Below are 16,246 nucleotides of genomic sequence, written 5' to 3' on the forward strand. Positions count from 1 at the left end.
TTCCTAATCTTTAATTTTTAATTTAGGGGGAAGTAACCAACTTCAGCAACAATCTTTTGTCCTTCTTCGCTTAAAATCCAATCGATAAATTTTTTAATTTCACCTTGAGGCCATTTGCGAAGGTACATATAAAGATATCTTGAAATTGGATACAAACCTTTTTTAATATTTTCTGCAGTCGGTGCATAAGCTGGAGAGTTAGGATCTTTTTTGACCTTCACATCTTTAATTCCAACTCCATAAGCTGCACCACCATAACCTATTCCATTTGGATCCTTCGCAACTGCATTGACAACAGCTGCTGTTCCGGGTAAATATTGAGTTGTTCTATCGAAATCCTGTTTTTTCAAAACTTCATCCTTAAAATAGACATAAGTTCCTGAGTTATTTTCCCTTGAGTATCGAATGATTTGAGCATCTTTGCCGCCAACTTCTTTCCAATTGTTAATTTTTCCAGTGTAAATTTCTCGAATTTGTTGAAGGGTTAATTCACTCACAGGATTTTTTTCATTCACATAAATTGCAAGCCCATCAATTGCAACTCTGACTTCAACACCGGTTGTACCGTATTTTTTCTTTAGTTTTATTTTTTCTTCTTTTTTGATTGGTCTGGAAGAATTACAAATATCAGTTGTTCCATTAATAAGTGCAGAAATTCCCGTCCCGCTTCCTCCGCCAGTAACTTGGATTACGACATTTTTATTTTTCTTCATATAAATTTCAGCCCATCGTTGAGCTAAAATGACCATTGTATCTGAGCCTTTGATTGTGATCACATAATTTGCAAAAACGCTCAAGAAAAGAGTAACTAATAAAATGCTTATCAAAGTAATTTTTTTCATTTAGGCTTAATGATTTTTATACATCCATTGCAAATATAAAAATGCAATGTTAAGAAATTGTTAAGAGCTTTTTGATTAAGATGTTTTAATTTCTCAAATAAAAAATTTAAGTCAAATTTTGAAAAAGTTTATTTTAGTAAAAATCAGGTAACAAAATGAGAATCACTTTAGTTGTATTAAGCTCTTTGCTTTTATTCACATTAATTTATTGTAAAAAGAAAGACGAACCAATAAAAACAACAGAAGTCGTCTGGATGCTTGAATACAACCGAACAATTCCAAATTTTGATGAAAATCTTACCTATGAATATATATTAAAACAACTATCATTCGGACCAAGAAATCCAAATTCATCAGGTCATAAACTTGCAAAAGAATTTTTATTCAATGAACTGAAAAAATTTGCTGATACTGTTTATTTTCAGAATTTCAGTTATCCAGGTTATGATGGCGAGATTTTAAATTGTTCAAATATCATTGCTTCGTTTAGACCTGAGAGTAAAATACGAATTTTACTTTGCGCTCATTGGGATACGAGACCAAGATCTGATGAAGACAAAAACCCTGAAAACCAAAACAAACCAATTTTAGGTGCAAATGATGGAGCAAGCGGAGTTGCTGTACTTTTAAGTCTTGCCAAAATTTTAAGTGAACACAAACCTGAATTTGGAATTGACATAGTCCTTTTTGACGCCGAAGATTATGGAAGAAAAAACGATTTAATGAATTATTCTCTCGGTTCTAAATACTTTATACAGAATAAGCCAACTTACATTAATCCGCAATTTGGAATTCTCCTGGATATGGTTGGAGATAAAGAAGCGGTTTTCAAAAAGGAACCTAACTCATACCAGTTTGCACCAGATGTTGTCGATAAAGTCTGGCGACTTGCATCTGAACTAAATTTAAAATCTTTCTCCAACGAATTTTCAAATCCAATTTATGATGACCACATTCCACTCGGAGAAATGGGAATGAAAATTATTGATATTATCGATGCCGATTTGATCGGAGCGGATTCACCAAACCCACGAAGAAATTACTGGCATACACAAAACGATACAATTGAAAACATAAGCAAAGAAACATTAAAAGAAGTTGGGAAATTAATTACTACTTTAATTTATTCAATTAAATTTACAGAAAGATGAATCAGAAAATTTATTACGAAGTAACGATCAAAACTTTTCCATTCGTACCAGAATTGATTACTGGTATTGTAATGCTTCTTGACTTAATAGGAATTGAAGAAAATGACAACGAATTAGTCTGTTATTTCGAAAAGTTCAATGAAGAAGATTACAATTTCTTGACGAACGCTCTGAACAATCTCAAAAAAGAATCAATAATCGAAAGATTTGAAATTTATCAATCAACCCTCGAGCAAAAAAACTGGAACGAAGAATGGGAAAAAACTATTCAACCAATTAAAGTCAGTGATAAAATTGTTATAAAACCTTCATTTCGAGATTATCAAAAACAAAACGACGAGATTGTAATTACAATTGACCCCAAAATGTCATTTGGAACCGGTTATCATCAATCTACTCGTCTAATGCTCAGGTTAATGGAGAAGTATGTAAAACCAGGAACAAAGATTCTTGATATTGGAACAGGAACAGGCATTTTAGCCATTGCCGCAATAAAACTTGGTGCAGATTTCGCTGTCACCTGCGACAACGATGAGAATGTGAAAGATAATGTGATTGAAAAGTTCGAAAAAAATGATGTAAAAGATAAATGTTCTTTCATTGTTGGAACTATCAATGAAATTACTGAAACAGGATTTGATTTAATTTTAGCAAATATCCAGAAAAACATTTTGATGGACATTGCTGAAGAAATTCAAAAAAGAATTAAGAAAGGCGGATTTATAATTTTATCGGGATTATTGATAGAAGATCAGAAAGAAATAATTGAAAAGTATGAATCACTCGGCTGTAAGCTAATTGAAATTTTAATCGAAGATGAATGGATTGGAGTCGTTCTGGTAAAGAATTGAAGAATTGGTTGAAATAAACTTATTTATTTTTAACTCTAACAAAAAAAGCCTTCAAACTATCTTCAGTTTGAAGGCTTTCGTTATTTTTTAATGATGAGCTTACTTCAACAAAGTCATTTTTTTAGTCTGAACAAAATCATTAACTCTGAGTGAATAAACATAAACTCCGCTCGGCAGTTTACTTGCATTAAAATTAATCTCATATCTTCCAGCTTGTTGCTTTTCATTTACAAGAGTTGTGATCTCCTGCCCAATTAAATTATAGATTTTTAATTGTACCAAACCATCTTCTTTCAATTGATACGAAATTAAAGTAGAAGGATTGAATGGATTTGGAAAGTTTTGATAAAGCTCGTAAGTGGCAGGAAGATTTTCAAGTTCAATTCGAAGCTTCGAGTAGTTATCTTTAATTACAATTTCATTCCCTTTTGATTTTCCAACTAAATCTCCTGTAACTGGATCGTAAATTTTAAGAGCTCCATCCAAATTTTCTGATTTAATTTTAAGGATTGAATTAATTCCCTGCAATGAAACCAGATAACTTTTTTGGTCTAATGCCTCAACAAAAGAATTACTCTCAAATCGAACATCAAAAATTTGAGATGGAGGTATTGGCGGTAATTCAAAATAGCGTTGATAAGATTTTTCAGTCAAATATAAAATACTTTCATTACCTGCATCATCAGAAAAGATTATTCTTGGAGAAGAATTTAATTCATTCAAAAGTTGAATTAAATCAATTTGGCTACTTGAATAATTCTCTTTCGAAAAAGTTGATGGAATAGACATCGTTCCATTTGCAGAGACTTTTACCCAGTAACCTTTTCCTTTTTCAAGAGTTGTGGCTGTTTGGTAACCATTGTTATATCCATAGAATAAAGATGAAATTATATTTGGCGGATTCGTTGTAATGTTTCCAATTGGAATATTATTATGCAATGGACCAATTATATTCCATCCATTTTTTACATTAATTTGAATTGAGCTTTGCGGAGTTCCTGTCAAATTTTTATTCAATGGTTGATTGAATTTCAACCAATAACCTTTTCCAAGCTCAGCAGTAACAGCTATCTGATATCCATTATCATAATAATATGCATTAGAAGTCGCTTCTGGAAAGATTGATGAAAAGTTCATATTAGAAAGAGTAATCGGCACGCTCAATAAATTCCACCCTGCATTTAAACTCACAGATGTTGAAAATGAAGTTTGCTCAGTGATCGAGTAAGTAAAAGTTGGTCCTGTATTTCCTGATACAACTGCAACACAAAGTCCCGCATATGAAAGTTGATTATTCGGAATTGGAATCAAGTAGCTACCATCGTTATTTGCATCAAGAGGAATCTCAAAAGATTGGACAAGTCCTGATGTATTGCGAGTTACCACTGTTACTTTAAAAATGTGCGGAGAATTAGCACCATTAAAGTTAATCATTAAATTATTTGAATTTGAAGGTGGATTAACTCTAATGAAATTGGCAGAATATTTTGTGATTGAACAGTTGCTTCCATTGTAAGGATAAGAAGTTACAGTTGCGCAGAGTGCGGCGAGTGGATACTGTGCTGCTTCACCATATCCGGGATGTGTAGTAGTTGCTCTCGAGTTAGTTAAAAAATTCCAGACAACATATTCTCTAAATGCATTTTGAAAATTTGATGAATAAAAAGTTGAAAGAACATAATTGAAAGTTGAAAACATATTCTCAGATGGATTGGATTGCCTTCGCTGCCATATTCTTTTATTTATATTGACTTCAAATTTTTCACTCAAGAAATGCATCCAGTTACAATCTTCGTAACCACTTCCCGCATCAAGTGATTGACCTGGCGAAGTAAAAGGCGAGCCAGATGAAGTAATGTAATTGTAATAATCATTTACATAATCATAAGCAATATCTTCCATCCAGGTTGCATCGAGCTCGATATACCAGGAAGGTTCATTCCAGTAATTATACATAATCTGAGTTGCATGTTTGAATTCATGAGCAGCTGTTACTTTTGCTGCACCTTTCACATTCCCTTCAGGATCTTGATTAGGCGGAAAACCAACAAAATTTCTGTGCATTACAATTCTCGTTAACTGTCCGCTTACAACTGTTGTATAACCATAAGCGCTCATCTCTTCAAATCCGATTTGATATTTGCCTGTTCCGATTGGAGGAGGTAAAAATCCAAGCGTATCCATTTCAAATGCCCAGCTATAATCGAAATAACTTGCGACCCACTCGACGTAATCTGGAACTCCGTTGCCATTGTTATCAGCAGTGGGAACTGCATTTGGACCTGTTGTCTCGTAAGTTAAGCGAAATTTTCCTCCTGGTGAATCGTAAGTGAATGCAGTTGGTGAATTTAGTTTTTCTGGATTTATAAAAGATTCAATTTCATCAATTGCGGATTGATCAAGCAGGTGTTTATTTCTTTGATACTCAATTATCAATGATGTTGCGCATTTGACTGGATAATCGTTTTCAAATCTAAATCGTTTATCCAGCTTCTGTTTATTGAATATGAAATAAAATTTATTTAGGAGATTTTCCTGGTAAGAAATTTTTCCTTCTTCATAAAATTTCTGAATCAAATTGAAACCTTTTGACTCAAAGTTATCGGCAAAAAGGAGTGTAGAAATTGAGAGTAATATAATTAAAAAGAATTTCATAAATCCTCCTGGTTTTGATTTCTTTAATTTTGAACATCACCAATAAATTCAGACGATGCCCAACAAATTTATTAATCAATCTCAAAAGTCTCAAAAGTAAAAATTATCAACCCAATAAAATTTTTGACATAATAAAAAACGGAGCCCGAGTAAAACTTAAGGCTCCGTTTGATTTTGAGAGAGAGAATTTGAAAAAGTTTTTACCGTCGCTCTTCTCTGGAACGAGTATTTTCTAAAACCCTCTTACGATTATCTTCTCGATTTGGTTCAATCCTTTGATTTCTTTGTTCAGGTAAATTTCTTATTTGCTCTCTTCTAAATTCTGGAGTTGATCTTTCAATTCGTCTCTCCTGTATCTCATTTCTCGAGTCTACTTCTTCCTTTCTTCTTTGAAATTCATATTGGTCAATTTTCGGTTCATAAGTTCGTTTATCAACTTCAATTTTTCTTTCTCTGGGTTGCAAATCAGGCTTTCTCTCAATTTCTAATCTTCCGCGAATATTTTCTTCTCTACTTCTTTGATAATTCTGATCCCTTGAATTCCTCTCATCTCTCTCTATACTTCGATCAAAATCATTTATTCTTTCATTTCTCTCATACCTTTGAGAAGACTCTAAATTTCTGTCTCTTGATTTGAAATCGATATTTGTTCTCTGAGTTTGAATTTTATCAACTTCGAGAGAAATATTTCTCTCAGCTTTTCTGAATTTATATTCCACATCTCGATTTATTTCTCTATCATCTGGCTTGTAAATTATAACTCGATTATCTCTCTCATTAAACTTTCTTTCAGAAAAATCACGAAGTCGAGTTGTCTCTTCAATTCTAGCTTCAATAATTCTCCCGCCTTTTCTTTCCACGAAATCTCTTTCGATGCCTGAATTAATAATTCTATCTCCTTCGTAACGATATCTTACTGAATGTCGAGAGTCTGAATAAATTCTATACTTATACTTCGGTCCGACTACATACTTATGAACTTCATATCCAGAGAAATATCTAATTGGAACAAAATTCCAATAATAGTATGGTGAATACCATCTTACTGAATAATGAATTCCAATAGTTATCGATACTCTTGCATAAGGCGGAAGCGGTGCCCATCCAATGTAAGCATCAGAATATCGCCATTCTACCCAAGCAGGTGCCCATTCATAATCTGGAATCCAGATCCAGCCATAATAATCATCATAATACCATCTTCCATAATGATAAACCGCCCACCCGAACGGTTCAAATGAGTCCCAATACCAGCCATAAGGAGTCCAGACCCATCTTCCAATCAAGTATGGAGACCATCCAGCTCTTACATATAAGGGCCTCCACGCGTAAACTCCATAATCAATCTCAATCCATTCGCCATAAGGTTGAAGTGAAGTGTAAAAAATTGTGAATGTAACTCTTGCATAAGGTGCTGGATTTTTAGCTTCTGAAATCGAAAAGCTTAATCCAAGAATTAATGTTATTAGAAGAATTAGTTTTTTCATTTTAAGCCTCATTGATTTTCATAACATAACTCAACAGCTGTGCCTGAATAACTTTATCAAATAAATCTAAAAAATTCATAATTCCCCCTGTTTGATAAGAATAAGTTGTACATTCAAATAAACAGTAAGATGAATTTTAAGAACAAAATCAAAAACGAGTACGAAAATTTGGAAGATGAGACATAAAAAAATTCAGAATGTTTATAAAAGGAAAAGCCCAGTTCTAATTTTCTTTTAAGTGGGTGATTAAATATTTAATTCAAACACTTGATCAAAATAGTTTTCATGATTGTAATTCCTTTCAATAAATTTAATGTTGTTATTGTAATCAACTAGAATTATTGTTGTTGATCTCGTTCCATATATTTCGCTTTTTATAAAAATTGAAGAAAGTAACCTCTCTCTTTCAATTCCAACTCCCGTATCTGGAAGCAACTCGTCATCAAATTGAGAATTATCAGTAAATAATTCGAATAAATCATCGATAAGATTATTTGAATTCTGGATAATATCAGAAAATCTGAGTTTTGCCCAGTGCACCTTGGGCCAGGGAATATCTAAAAAATTATTGCTTAAACCGTGTATTCCATTTGAAATCAATTCAAACCTATTATCCACATTTGTGAAGTAATACAGTTCATCGAAGTTGCCAAAAATTAAATTGAAAGGATTAAAATTCTTTGAATTAGAAAATAGAAAATCAATAAAATCTCTAAAACGAGTTTCTGTTTTAGCAAAGGGAAAATTTGACTGAAGAAAATCAGCAACAAGTTTACCACGAGACCAGAGTTCTGGATTTTCTTTGAAATGATAAAAGTCTCTAAAATTTGTTATCACCGCAAAATCTCCAGCAGGAATTGAATCACTCCTTTCAATTGTAACTCCAAGCCAGGTTCCATTTGATTTCAGATCAATTCCAGATAAAATTTTTACATCATCACCCCAGATCGATGCTGGTTTAGTTGGTCTTGAGTAAAATTCGTCTCGATTCCCAGCAAATATGAATTTATATTCTGGATGGGATTTCAAAGCAAAAACCAGAACACACATAATCAATCTTTCGAGTTGAACTTATGTAGAATTGAAAGTATGAAAGACTCAGGAGCAAACCTTACAATTTTAGTCCCAACTTTATTCATAAATCCTGGAATTACAACTTTCTTACCTTTCATTAAACCTTTATAACCAACTCTGGCAACTCTTTCCGCTGACATATAAGGAATTAATTTTGAACGCTCAAGATTAATATTTTCCATTCGAGCTCGTTTCTGAAATTCTGTTTTTGTTGGTCCCGGACACAATGCAGTTACCGTTATACCTTTATCTTTCAATTCTTTATAAAGTGCTTTTGAAAATGATAGAACAAATGCTTTTGTTGCATAATAAACCGCCATATTTGGACCGGGCTGAAATGCTGCTGTGGAAGCAACATTCAAAATTTTACCACTGCCTCGTTTAATCATTGATGGAAGAATTAAACCTGTTAAATGAACAAGTGAAGTAATATTTACCTGAATCATATCAAGTTGATCTTTTAAGTCTAATTCAGCAAAAGGACCTAACAAACCAAATCCAGCATTGTTTACAAGAACATCAATTTCAATTTTATCATACACTAACTCATCAAAGATTTCTTTAGGAGCTTCTGGATTTGATAAATCTTTTACTAATGTTTTTATTCTGATATTATTTTCACGTTTTAGTTCCGATTCAATTTCGTTGAGTCTTTCTCTGTTTCGTGCAACAAGCACAAGGTTATATTTTTCATTTGCAAAAATTTTTGACAGCTCATAGCCGATCCCAAATGAGGCTCCAGTAATAAGTGCTGTTTTCATAAATCCTTTCCAGATTTTGTTTGTAATAATTACTTTTGTGTAAGTTTATTAAAAAGCATTTTCATTTAAAAGCAATATGCATATAAAAAAGTTCAGAAATGAATATCTGGCTCTGATAATTTCATCTATTATAACCTTAATACTCTTTTTGAAAATTGATACATTGGATTATAATCACCCGCATTTTAAACTTTACTGGGATCATCACAAATATTTATGGATGGCTCTTCACAATCTGGATTTTCATATCGCTCCATTTTGTTGGAGAATATTTGTTCCTTTCATTGCATCAATTCTACCTTTTGAAATCTCGATTAATTTCAAAATCATTTCTCTTCTGTCAGTCGCATTAACGGGATTTTTCGTTTTTAAGATTGGACAGAAATTATTCAATGAGACCCTATCATCATTTGCGTTAATGTTCGCTTATTTTTCTATAAGTTATGTTAGCAAATTTGTAATTTATGACTACTGGCTGCCCGATGCTTTTGCTTATCTATTGATCACATTAAGTATTTATCTAATTCTTATTAAAAATGATTTTTTATTTTTAGTTGTAATAATTCTTGGTGCTTTAACAAAGGAAACGGTTCTATTTGTTCTGCCTCTTTATTATACATTCAATGCAACCAGATTTTTTGATATAAAAATATTGAAAAAGACAATTATCATCTCAATCTTACCTCTAATAATTTTTATAGCTGTAAGAATTCTAATTCCGCCATTAAATGATGATCTCAACTATCTTAACTCAATTGCACCTCAACTTAGAATTGTCCAATTTGATGAAAGTACATATAATTTGAAATATTTAATTCATAAAATTGGATTAAAGCGATTAAACGAGTTTTCACTTTCCTTCCTTTACAGAATTACCATTTATTCATTTCTTATACATTTCATATTTGCCTTTATTGGTTTGTTTAATGCTGGAATGATGTTTTTAAAATTTCTTCCCTTTATAATTCTATCCTATCTACAAATATTCTTTGCAATAAATGAAGAACGATTGGTAGTCGCAGCATTTATTCCAATAATAGTTCTTTCCATAATTGGACAACAGAAAATTTTCTCAAGACTCGGAAGTTTTAAAATTCCAATTCTAACTTTAAATCTTATTTTACTTCTAACTATAATTCCATCCGGTCTATTTTATGGAAGTTGGTTAATTATACGACAAATCTTTTTAAGTTTAGTGATTTACATCATTACCTTAGTTACGATTAAAATTAAACTTAAATATTTTTCTACTCGCAACAACTATTAATACCTTCCAATAATTCTTGATATTTATAAATATCAAGTTTGAGAAACCAATCAATTAATTTTCACAATATTGAAAAGATAATACCATACAATTAACAATTTTTGGTGTTTTTGTTCTTTTTTTCACTGGCAAGGATGTTGAGATTTATAAATATCAATTTTTTGGAAAGTATTGAAAATGGAACAGTCATATAAAATAAGCGAAGTTGCAGAAATACTGGGAATTTCAATTCATACTTTAAGAATGTACGAAAAAGAAGGTTTAATAATACCCGAAAAAGGAGAAAATAACCAGCGTAGATATACAGAAAATGATATTAATCGATTAAGGTGTATTAGAAGATCAATAAATGAACATAAAATCAGCATCCGAGGCTTAAAAGTAATTTATTCACTCATCCCCTGCTGGGAAATCATTAAGTGTTCGGAAGAAGATAGAAAAAATTGTCCCGCCTATGTTTCAACTACAAAACCTTGCTGGATGACAAAAGGGAAGGAAACAGTATGCGGAAATTTGAGCTGCCGTGAATGTGAAGTCTATAAAACACTGAGTGACTGCACTAAAGTTAAAGACATAATTAAGAAAACTCGGAGTGTCAGATGAACACAATTTCAAGAAGAAAATTTTTAAAAATAACGAGTGCAACAATTGCAACCGCCGCAATTTTATCCGGTGGAGGTAAACATATCATAAAGGGTGCAGAAACAATAAATTCAAAAGTGATTAAAGGCGTTCAGAAAATACCAACCTACTGTGATTTATGCTTCTGGAAATGCGGTGTGATTGCTTATGTAAAAGATGGAAAACTCTGGAAACTTGAAGGTAATCCTTTAGATCCTCTTAGTAAAGGCAGATTGTGCCCAAGAGGAACCGGAGGTGTTGTTGCACATTACGATCCTGAAAGATTAAAATCACCTCTAATTAGAAAAAATCTTCGAGGTGAAGAAAAGTGGGTTGAGGTCACCTGGGACGAAGCTTTGAATTACATCGCTGATAAAATGATTAAGATAAAGAATGAATATGGGCCTGAATCAATCGCATTGTTCTCTCATGGAATTGGTGGAACATTCATTAAACATCTTTTAAGAGCTTATGGCAGTCCAAATGAAACTGCACCTTCATTTGCACAATGTCGTGGTCCACGCGAAGTTGGTTTTGAATTAACATTTGGTGATGTAGTTGGTTCGCCAGAAAGAACTGATATAGAAAACGCAAAATGTCTTGTCTTAATTGGTTCTCATCTCGGTGAAAATATGCACAATACTCAAGTGCAGGAATTTTCAAAAGCAGTTGAACGAGGTGCATCAATTATAGTTGTTGACCCACGATTTAGTGTTGCTGCAAGCAAGGCAAAATATTATCTGCCAATTAAACCTGGAACCGATCTCGCTCTACTTCTTGCATGGATGGGAGTAATTGTTCGAGAAAAATTATATGATGAAGAGTATGTAAAAAAATATGGTTACGGATTTGAAAAATTTGCTCAGGAAGTTTCTCAATACACTCCCGAGTGGGCTTATATCGAAACAGGAATTAAACCAGAATTGATTGTTGAAACCGCTCGTGAAATGTCAAGATACAAACCAGCAACATTAATTCACCCGGGAAGGCATACAACCTGGTATGGTGATGATACTCAAAGAAGTCGAGCAATTGCATTATTAAATGCTTTAATGGGAAGTTGGGGAAGAAAAGGCGGTTTCTATGTTCCTTATTCAATGAGCATCCCCAAATACCCATATCCACCTTATCCAGAATTAAAGAAAGAACCAGTTGATAATCCAAATGGAAGATTTCCATTTGCAACTGGTGAACAAATTTCAACTGGAATAAGAGAAGCTACAATTACAAGTAAACCATATCCAATTAAAGGCTGGTTTATTTACGGTACAAATCTTCTTCAAGCTCTGCCAAATAGGGAAGAAACGATAAAAGCGATCCAAAATCTTGATTTAATGGTTGTAATAGATGTTATTCCAAGTGAAATTGCCGGCTGGGCTGATGTTGTGCTTCCTGAGTCAGTTTATCTTGAAAGATATGATGAATTAAATAACTCACCTTTTAGAGAAGGTTTTGTGGGAATTCGTCAACCTGTTGTAGAAGAACCAGCCAATCAAAAACCAAATTGGTGGATTGCCAAAAAATTAGCTGAGAAACTTGGGCTCCAACAATATTTCCCTTGGAAAGATATCGAAGAATATCTTCAAACAAGATTAAGTCTTGCTGGACTTTCTTTTGAAGAATTAAAAGAAAAAGGAATTATAAAAGCTCCATCACAACCAATTTATTTTGAAGATGGCGTTGAACCAGTGTTTGAAACTCCATCCGGTAAAATTGAATTTTATTCAGATCAACTTGCTTCAGCGGGCTTTGATCCTGTTCCAAGATATACAAAACATCCAGATCCACCAGCTGGTTATTTCAGACTTCTCTTTGGAAGAGCTCCTGTGCATACATTTAGTAAAACTCAATCGAATCCACTGCTTCGAGATATGATGAGCGAAAATGAAGTCTGGGTAAATGCTGATGTCGCTGAAAGGTGGGGCTTGAAAAATGGTCAGAAAATTAAACTGAAAAATCAGGATGGTGTTTTGAGTGATCCAGTTAAAGTTAAAGTGACTGAAAGAATAAGAAAAGATTGCGTTTATATTGTTCATGGATTTGGTCAAAAATCACGAGCATTGCGTTCCATTTACCGAAAGGGCGCAAGTGATGCAGAACTTATAACAAAATATACAACTGACCCCTTAATGGGTGGAACAGCAATGAATGTAAACTTTGTAACTTTTGAATTGGAGGTTTAAAATGCCAAGATATGGAATGGTCATCGATACCAAAAAATGTGTTGGCTGTCAGGATTGTGTACTCGCCTGTAAAACTGAAAACAACATCCCTGAAGGTTACAACCGAGATTGGATTGTAACTGAAGTACACGGCAAGTTTCCTGACTTACATATGGAAATTAGAACTGAAAGATGCAATCATTGCACGAATACACCCTGTGTTTCTGTTTGCCCAACAGGCGCAAGTCATATTCACGAATGGGGTGGAATTGTCTTAGTAGATAAGGATTTGTGCATTGGTTGCAAAGCTTGTGTAGAAGCTTGTCCATACGACGCAAGATATATTCATCCCGATGGTTATGCTGATAAATGCACTTTTTGTATTCACAGAGTTGAAAAAGGATTACAACCAGCTTGTGTTGAAGTTTGTCCAACTCATTGCATTTATTTCGGAGATTTAGATGATCCAAATAGTGAAGTAAGTCAATTGCTTAAATCTCGTAAATGGCATGTAAATCTCCCAGAAGCTGGCACTGAACCAAATATCTTTTATTTAATTTGAAAGAGGTAGATAGATATGCAAGATTTACTTGAACTTACAACCACTCGCCATAATCCTCACATAGATCCGTATATGTCAATGTGGGAGTGGCAGATTCCTCTTTATCTTTTCCTGGGCGGAATTGTCGCTGGAATGATGATCATAAGTGGATTCTTTATTTTCAGTAAGAGATATAAAGAGACAGATTGTGCGTGTTTCTCAACTCCGTTAATTAGTTTGATATTAATCAGTCTTGGTATGTTCTTCCTCTTCCTTGATTTGTCTCACAAACTTTATGTTTGGCGCCTCTATACTACTTTTAAAATTAATTCACCAATGTCTTGGGGCGCCTGGATTCTTCTACTTGTCTATCCAGCATTGATACTGAATTTACTTTTAAAGCCACCATTGTTCATTCAGGAAAAAATTAAATCAATTGCCAATATCAGTTTAAAAATTTCATCGCATCCATTTTTAGTTAAGATTACTGGTATTGCTAATATGCTAATTGGCTTGATGCTTAGTGCATACACTGGTGTTTTATTAAGCGTAATGGGTTCAAGACCTCTCTGGAATTCTTCATTGCTCTGGTTTTTATTTTTAGTTTCAGGACTTTCAACAGCAGCAGCATTTGTTCACTTATTTGCAAAGAATAAATACGAAAGCGAATTACTTGCAAAAGCAGATAATGGCTTTTTAACTCTTGAACTCTTTGTCATTTTTATGTACATAATTGGATTGCTTTCTTCCGCAAAACCGCATAAAGAAGCTGCAACTTTGTTAATTAATGGTCCTTTTGCTCCAGCATTTTGGGTCTTAGTTATTTTGATGGGGATTTTAATCCCACTTTTTATTCAATTACTTGCAGTCAATCATAAAATAAAACATACACCTGTCGCGCCAATTTTTGTCATCTTAGGTGGAATTATTTTGAGATTTATCATAGTCGAAGCTGGACAATACAGTCATTGGTTTAATGCACATTTTAAGTAAAAGGAGTAAAAAATGACAACACTTGCAAAAAAGATTTCTGAACTTTTTACTAAAGACATTGAACTTGTTGAGGCAAAACCCAAACCTTATTCAAATCCTTACTTGACTGGAATTGGTTTGGGAATTGTTCTTCTTCTCTCATTCGTCATAATGGGTCGAGGCCTTGGTGCCTCTGGTGCAATGTCTTCACTCATCGCATACGGAGTTTATAATATCTCTCCAGAACATGCTTCATCAAATGAATTTTACAAAGAATACATTGGTGATGGGACTACCAATCCATTAAAAGACTGGCTTGTTTTTGAAGTTCTTGGTGTCCTTGTTGGTGGATTTATCTCAGGCACTTTAGCTGGTAGAGTCAGAAAAAGAGTAGAGAAAGGACCAAATATTTCAAAGGGTAAAAGATTATTCTTTGCCTTTATTGGTGGTGCTTTGATGGGTTTTGGAGCTAAACTTGCTCGTGGCTGCACAAGTGGTCAGGCACTTACCGGCGGTGCTTTACTCAATCTTGGCAGTTGGATATTTATGGTGATGGTTTTTGCCGGTGGTTATGCTTTTGCATACTTTCTAAGGAGGCAATGGTTATGAACGCACCATTTTTCAAATTCGGATATTTCAACACTGAAATAAGTCTTGTGATTGCATTTTTAATTGGAATTGGTTTCGGTTTCGCTTTAGAAAGAGGTGGATTTGGAAGTGCAAGAATCCTAGCTGCTCAATTTTATCTTTCTAATATGCGAGTTCTTAAAGTAATGTTTAGCGCAATAGTAACAGCAATGCTGGGAGTGTATTACTTAGGAGTAATTGGATTTCTTGATTTGAAATTAATCTATATGACTGAAACTTACATTCTCCCTCAAGCTATCGGTGGACTTATTTTAGGAATTGGTTTTATAATTGGCGGCTATTGTCCGGGAACATCTGTCGTTTCATTTGCCACTGGTAGTATTGATGGATTAATGTTCATTCTTGGAGCCTTATTTGGAATATTTACATTTGGTGAAATTTATCCACTCATTTCTGATTTCTATAATTCAACAAATTTAGGAGTTGTCCGTTTACCTGAAGCTCTCCATCTACCTTATGGGCTTGTTGTTTTTTTAGTTGTTGTTATGGCAATTGGTGCTTTCGCTTTGGCAGAATGGGCAGAAAAGAAATATGCTTTCAGAAATCCGGAGAATGAAAAATGAAAAAGTTATTCTCTAAATTATCATTAAATCAAAAGCTGGCTTTGGTTGCTATTCTTCTCGGAGTAATTGCGCTTCTCGCAGGAAATCCTTTCGATAATGATATAGTTGAAGTTAACGTTAAAGATTTAGCTTTATCTACGGTAAAAGATTCGGATAAAATTAAACCAGAAGTTATTGCTGATTGGTTAATTCAAGGAAAAGCAGATTTTGTTTTAATTGACTTAAGAAATCCTGAAGAATTTGAAAAATATTCACTGCCAGAAGCTGAAAATATTCCACTTGTTTCATTACCTGAAGCAGAATTGTACAGAAATCAAAAATTAATTCTTTACGCTGAAGATAATTTAAGAGCTGCTCAAGGATGGTTTATTTTAAAATCTAAAGGTTTCAAAAATGTTTACATACTTGACGGCGGATTAGAAAGCTGGAAAAACGAAGTGTTATTTCCAAAACTCAGCTCAAATCCGTCCAAAGAAGAATTAAGCCTTTTTGAAAAAAAGAAAGCAATTGCAAAATATTTTGGTGGTCAGGCAATTACTGGTAATGCTTCAGTTGAAGAAAAAACTGAAATATCTTTACCTTCACCAACATCGACACAAAAAGCAACTGGCAGTATACAACCAAAGAAAAAGAAACGAGAAGGTTGTTAAT

General features: G+C 33.5%; 15 protein-coding genes. 10 read left to right on the top strand and 5 right to left on the bottom strand.

Annotated elements, in window-relative coordinates:
• Positions 1–17: 17 nt before the first annotated feature.
• Positions 18–842, bottom strand: coding sequence for a phosphate ABC transporter substrate-binding protein (locus HPY57_03725; protein ID NPV10880.1), 825 nt, complete (start codon positions 840–842; stop codon positions 18–20).
• A gap of 155 nt (positions 843–997) precedes the next feature.
• On the opposite strand from HPY57_03725, the gene HPY57_03730 reads away from it, so the two are divergent.
• Both HPY57_03730 and prmA read left to right on the top strand, forming a co-directional pair.
• Positions 998–1,993, top strand: coding sequence for a M28 family peptidase (locus HPY57_03730; protein ID NPV10881.1), 996 nt, complete (start codon positions 998–1,000; stop codon positions 1,991–1,993).
• Complete coding sequence (prmA, locus tag HPY57_03735) at positions 1,990–2,844, top strand: 50S ribosomal protein L11 methyltransferase (GenBank protein NPV10882.1); 855 nt, start codon at positions 1,990–1,992, stop codon at positions 2,842–2,844. Before HPY57_03730 ends, prmA begins: the two co-directional genes overlap by 4 nt.
• 99 nt (positions 2,845–2,943) lie before the next feature.
• On the opposite strand, the gene HPY57_03740 is transcribed toward prmA, so the two are convergent.
• From HPY57_03740 to HPY57_03755, 4 genes are all read right to left on the bottom strand, one after another.
• Positions 2,944–5,499 (bottom strand): T9SS type A sorting domain-containing protein, encoded by a 2,556-nt coding sequence (locus HPY57_03740; GenBank protein ID NPV10883.1) that lies wholly within the window; start codon positions 5,497–5,499, stop codon positions 2,944–2,946.
• Between the two features lie 200 nt (positions 5,500–5,699).
• On the bottom strand, positions 5,700–6,986 hold the full coding sequence (locus HPY57_03745) for a hypothetical protein (protein ID NPV10884.1): 1,287 nt from the start codon (positions 6,984–6,986) through the stop codon (positions 5,700–5,702).
• 246 nt (positions 6,987–7,232) lie between these two features.
• A complete protein-coding gene (locus tag HPY57_03750) occupies positions 7,233–8,036 on the bottom strand; it encodes an NRDE family protein (protein NPV10885.1) in 804 nt (267 codons plus the stop codon).
• Between the two features lie 2 nt (positions 8,037–8,038).
• The gene (locus HPY57_03755) at positions 8,039–8,821 is read right to left on the bottom strand and encodes an SDR family oxidoreductase (GenBank protein NPV10886.1); all 783 of its coding nucleotides are present in this window, start codon (positions 8,819–8,821) and stop codon (positions 8,039–8,041) included.
• Between the two features lie 76 nt (positions 8,822–8,897).
• Between HPY57_03755 and HPY57_03760 the strand changes: the two genes are divergently transcribed.
• From HPY57_03760 to HPY57_03795, 8 genes are all read left to right on the top strand, one after another.
• Complete coding sequence (locus HPY57_03760; protein ID NPV10887.1) at positions 8,898–10,088, top strand: hypothetical protein; 1,191 nt, start codon at positions 8,898–8,900, stop codon at positions 10,086–10,088.
• Between the two features lie 177 nt (positions 10,089–10,265).
• The gene (locus HPY57_03765; GenBank protein NPV10888.1) at positions 10,266–10,691 is read left to right on the top strand and encodes a MerR family transcriptional regulator; all 426 of its coding nucleotides are present in this window, start codon (positions 10,266–10,268) and stop codon (positions 10,689–10,691) included.
• The gene (locus HPY57_03770) at positions 10,688–12,892 is read left to right on the top strand and encodes a molybdopterin-dependent oxidoreductase (GenBank protein ID NPV10889.1); all 2,205 of its coding nucleotides are present in this window, start codon (positions 10,688–10,690) and stop codon (positions 12,890–12,892) included. Before HPY57_03765 ends, HPY57_03770 begins: the two co-directional genes overlap by 4 nt.
• 1 nt (position 12,893) lies before the next feature.
• The gene (locus HPY57_03775; protein ID NPV10890.1) at positions 12,894–13,433 is read left to right on the top strand and encodes a 4Fe-4S dicluster domain-containing protein; all 540 of its coding nucleotides are present in this window, start codon (positions 12,894–12,896) and stop codon (positions 13,431–13,433) included.
• Between the two features lie 15 nt (positions 13,434–13,448).
• The gene (gene nrfD, locus HPY57_03780) at positions 13,449–14,405 is read left to right on the top strand and encodes a polysulfide reductase NrfD (protein NPV10891.1); all 957 of its coding nucleotides are present in this window, start codon (positions 13,449–13,451) and stop codon (positions 14,403–14,405) included.
• Between the two features lie 12 nt (positions 14,406–14,417).
• On the top strand, positions 14,418–14,993 hold the full coding sequence (locus tag HPY57_03785) for a YeeE/YedE family protein (GenBank protein NPV10892.1): 576 nt from the start codon (positions 14,418–14,420) through the stop codon (positions 14,991–14,993).
• Positions 14,990–15,595 carry a YeeE/YedE family protein gene (locus HPY57_03790; GenBank protein ID NPV10893.1) on the top strand — a complete coding sequence of 202 codons (606 nt, stop codon included), beginning with the start codon at positions 14,990–14,992 and terminating at the stop codon, positions 15,593–15,595. The genes HPY57_03785 and HPY57_03790 overlap by 4 nt, the downstream gene beginning before the upstream one ends.
• Positions 15,592–16,245, top strand: a complete 654-nt coding sequence (locus HPY57_03795; GenBank protein ID NPV10894.1) for a rhodanese-like domain-containing protein — start codon at positions 15,592–15,594, stop codon at positions 16,243–16,245. Before HPY57_03790 ends, HPY57_03795 begins: the two co-directional genes overlap by 4 nt.
• Position 16,246 lies beyond the last annotated feature (1 nt).

The sequence above is a fragment of the Ignavibacteria bacterium genome (assembly GCA_013177855.1).
Taxonomy (GTDB): Bacteria; Bacteroidota; Ignavibacteria; order Ch128b; family Ch128b; genus Ch128b.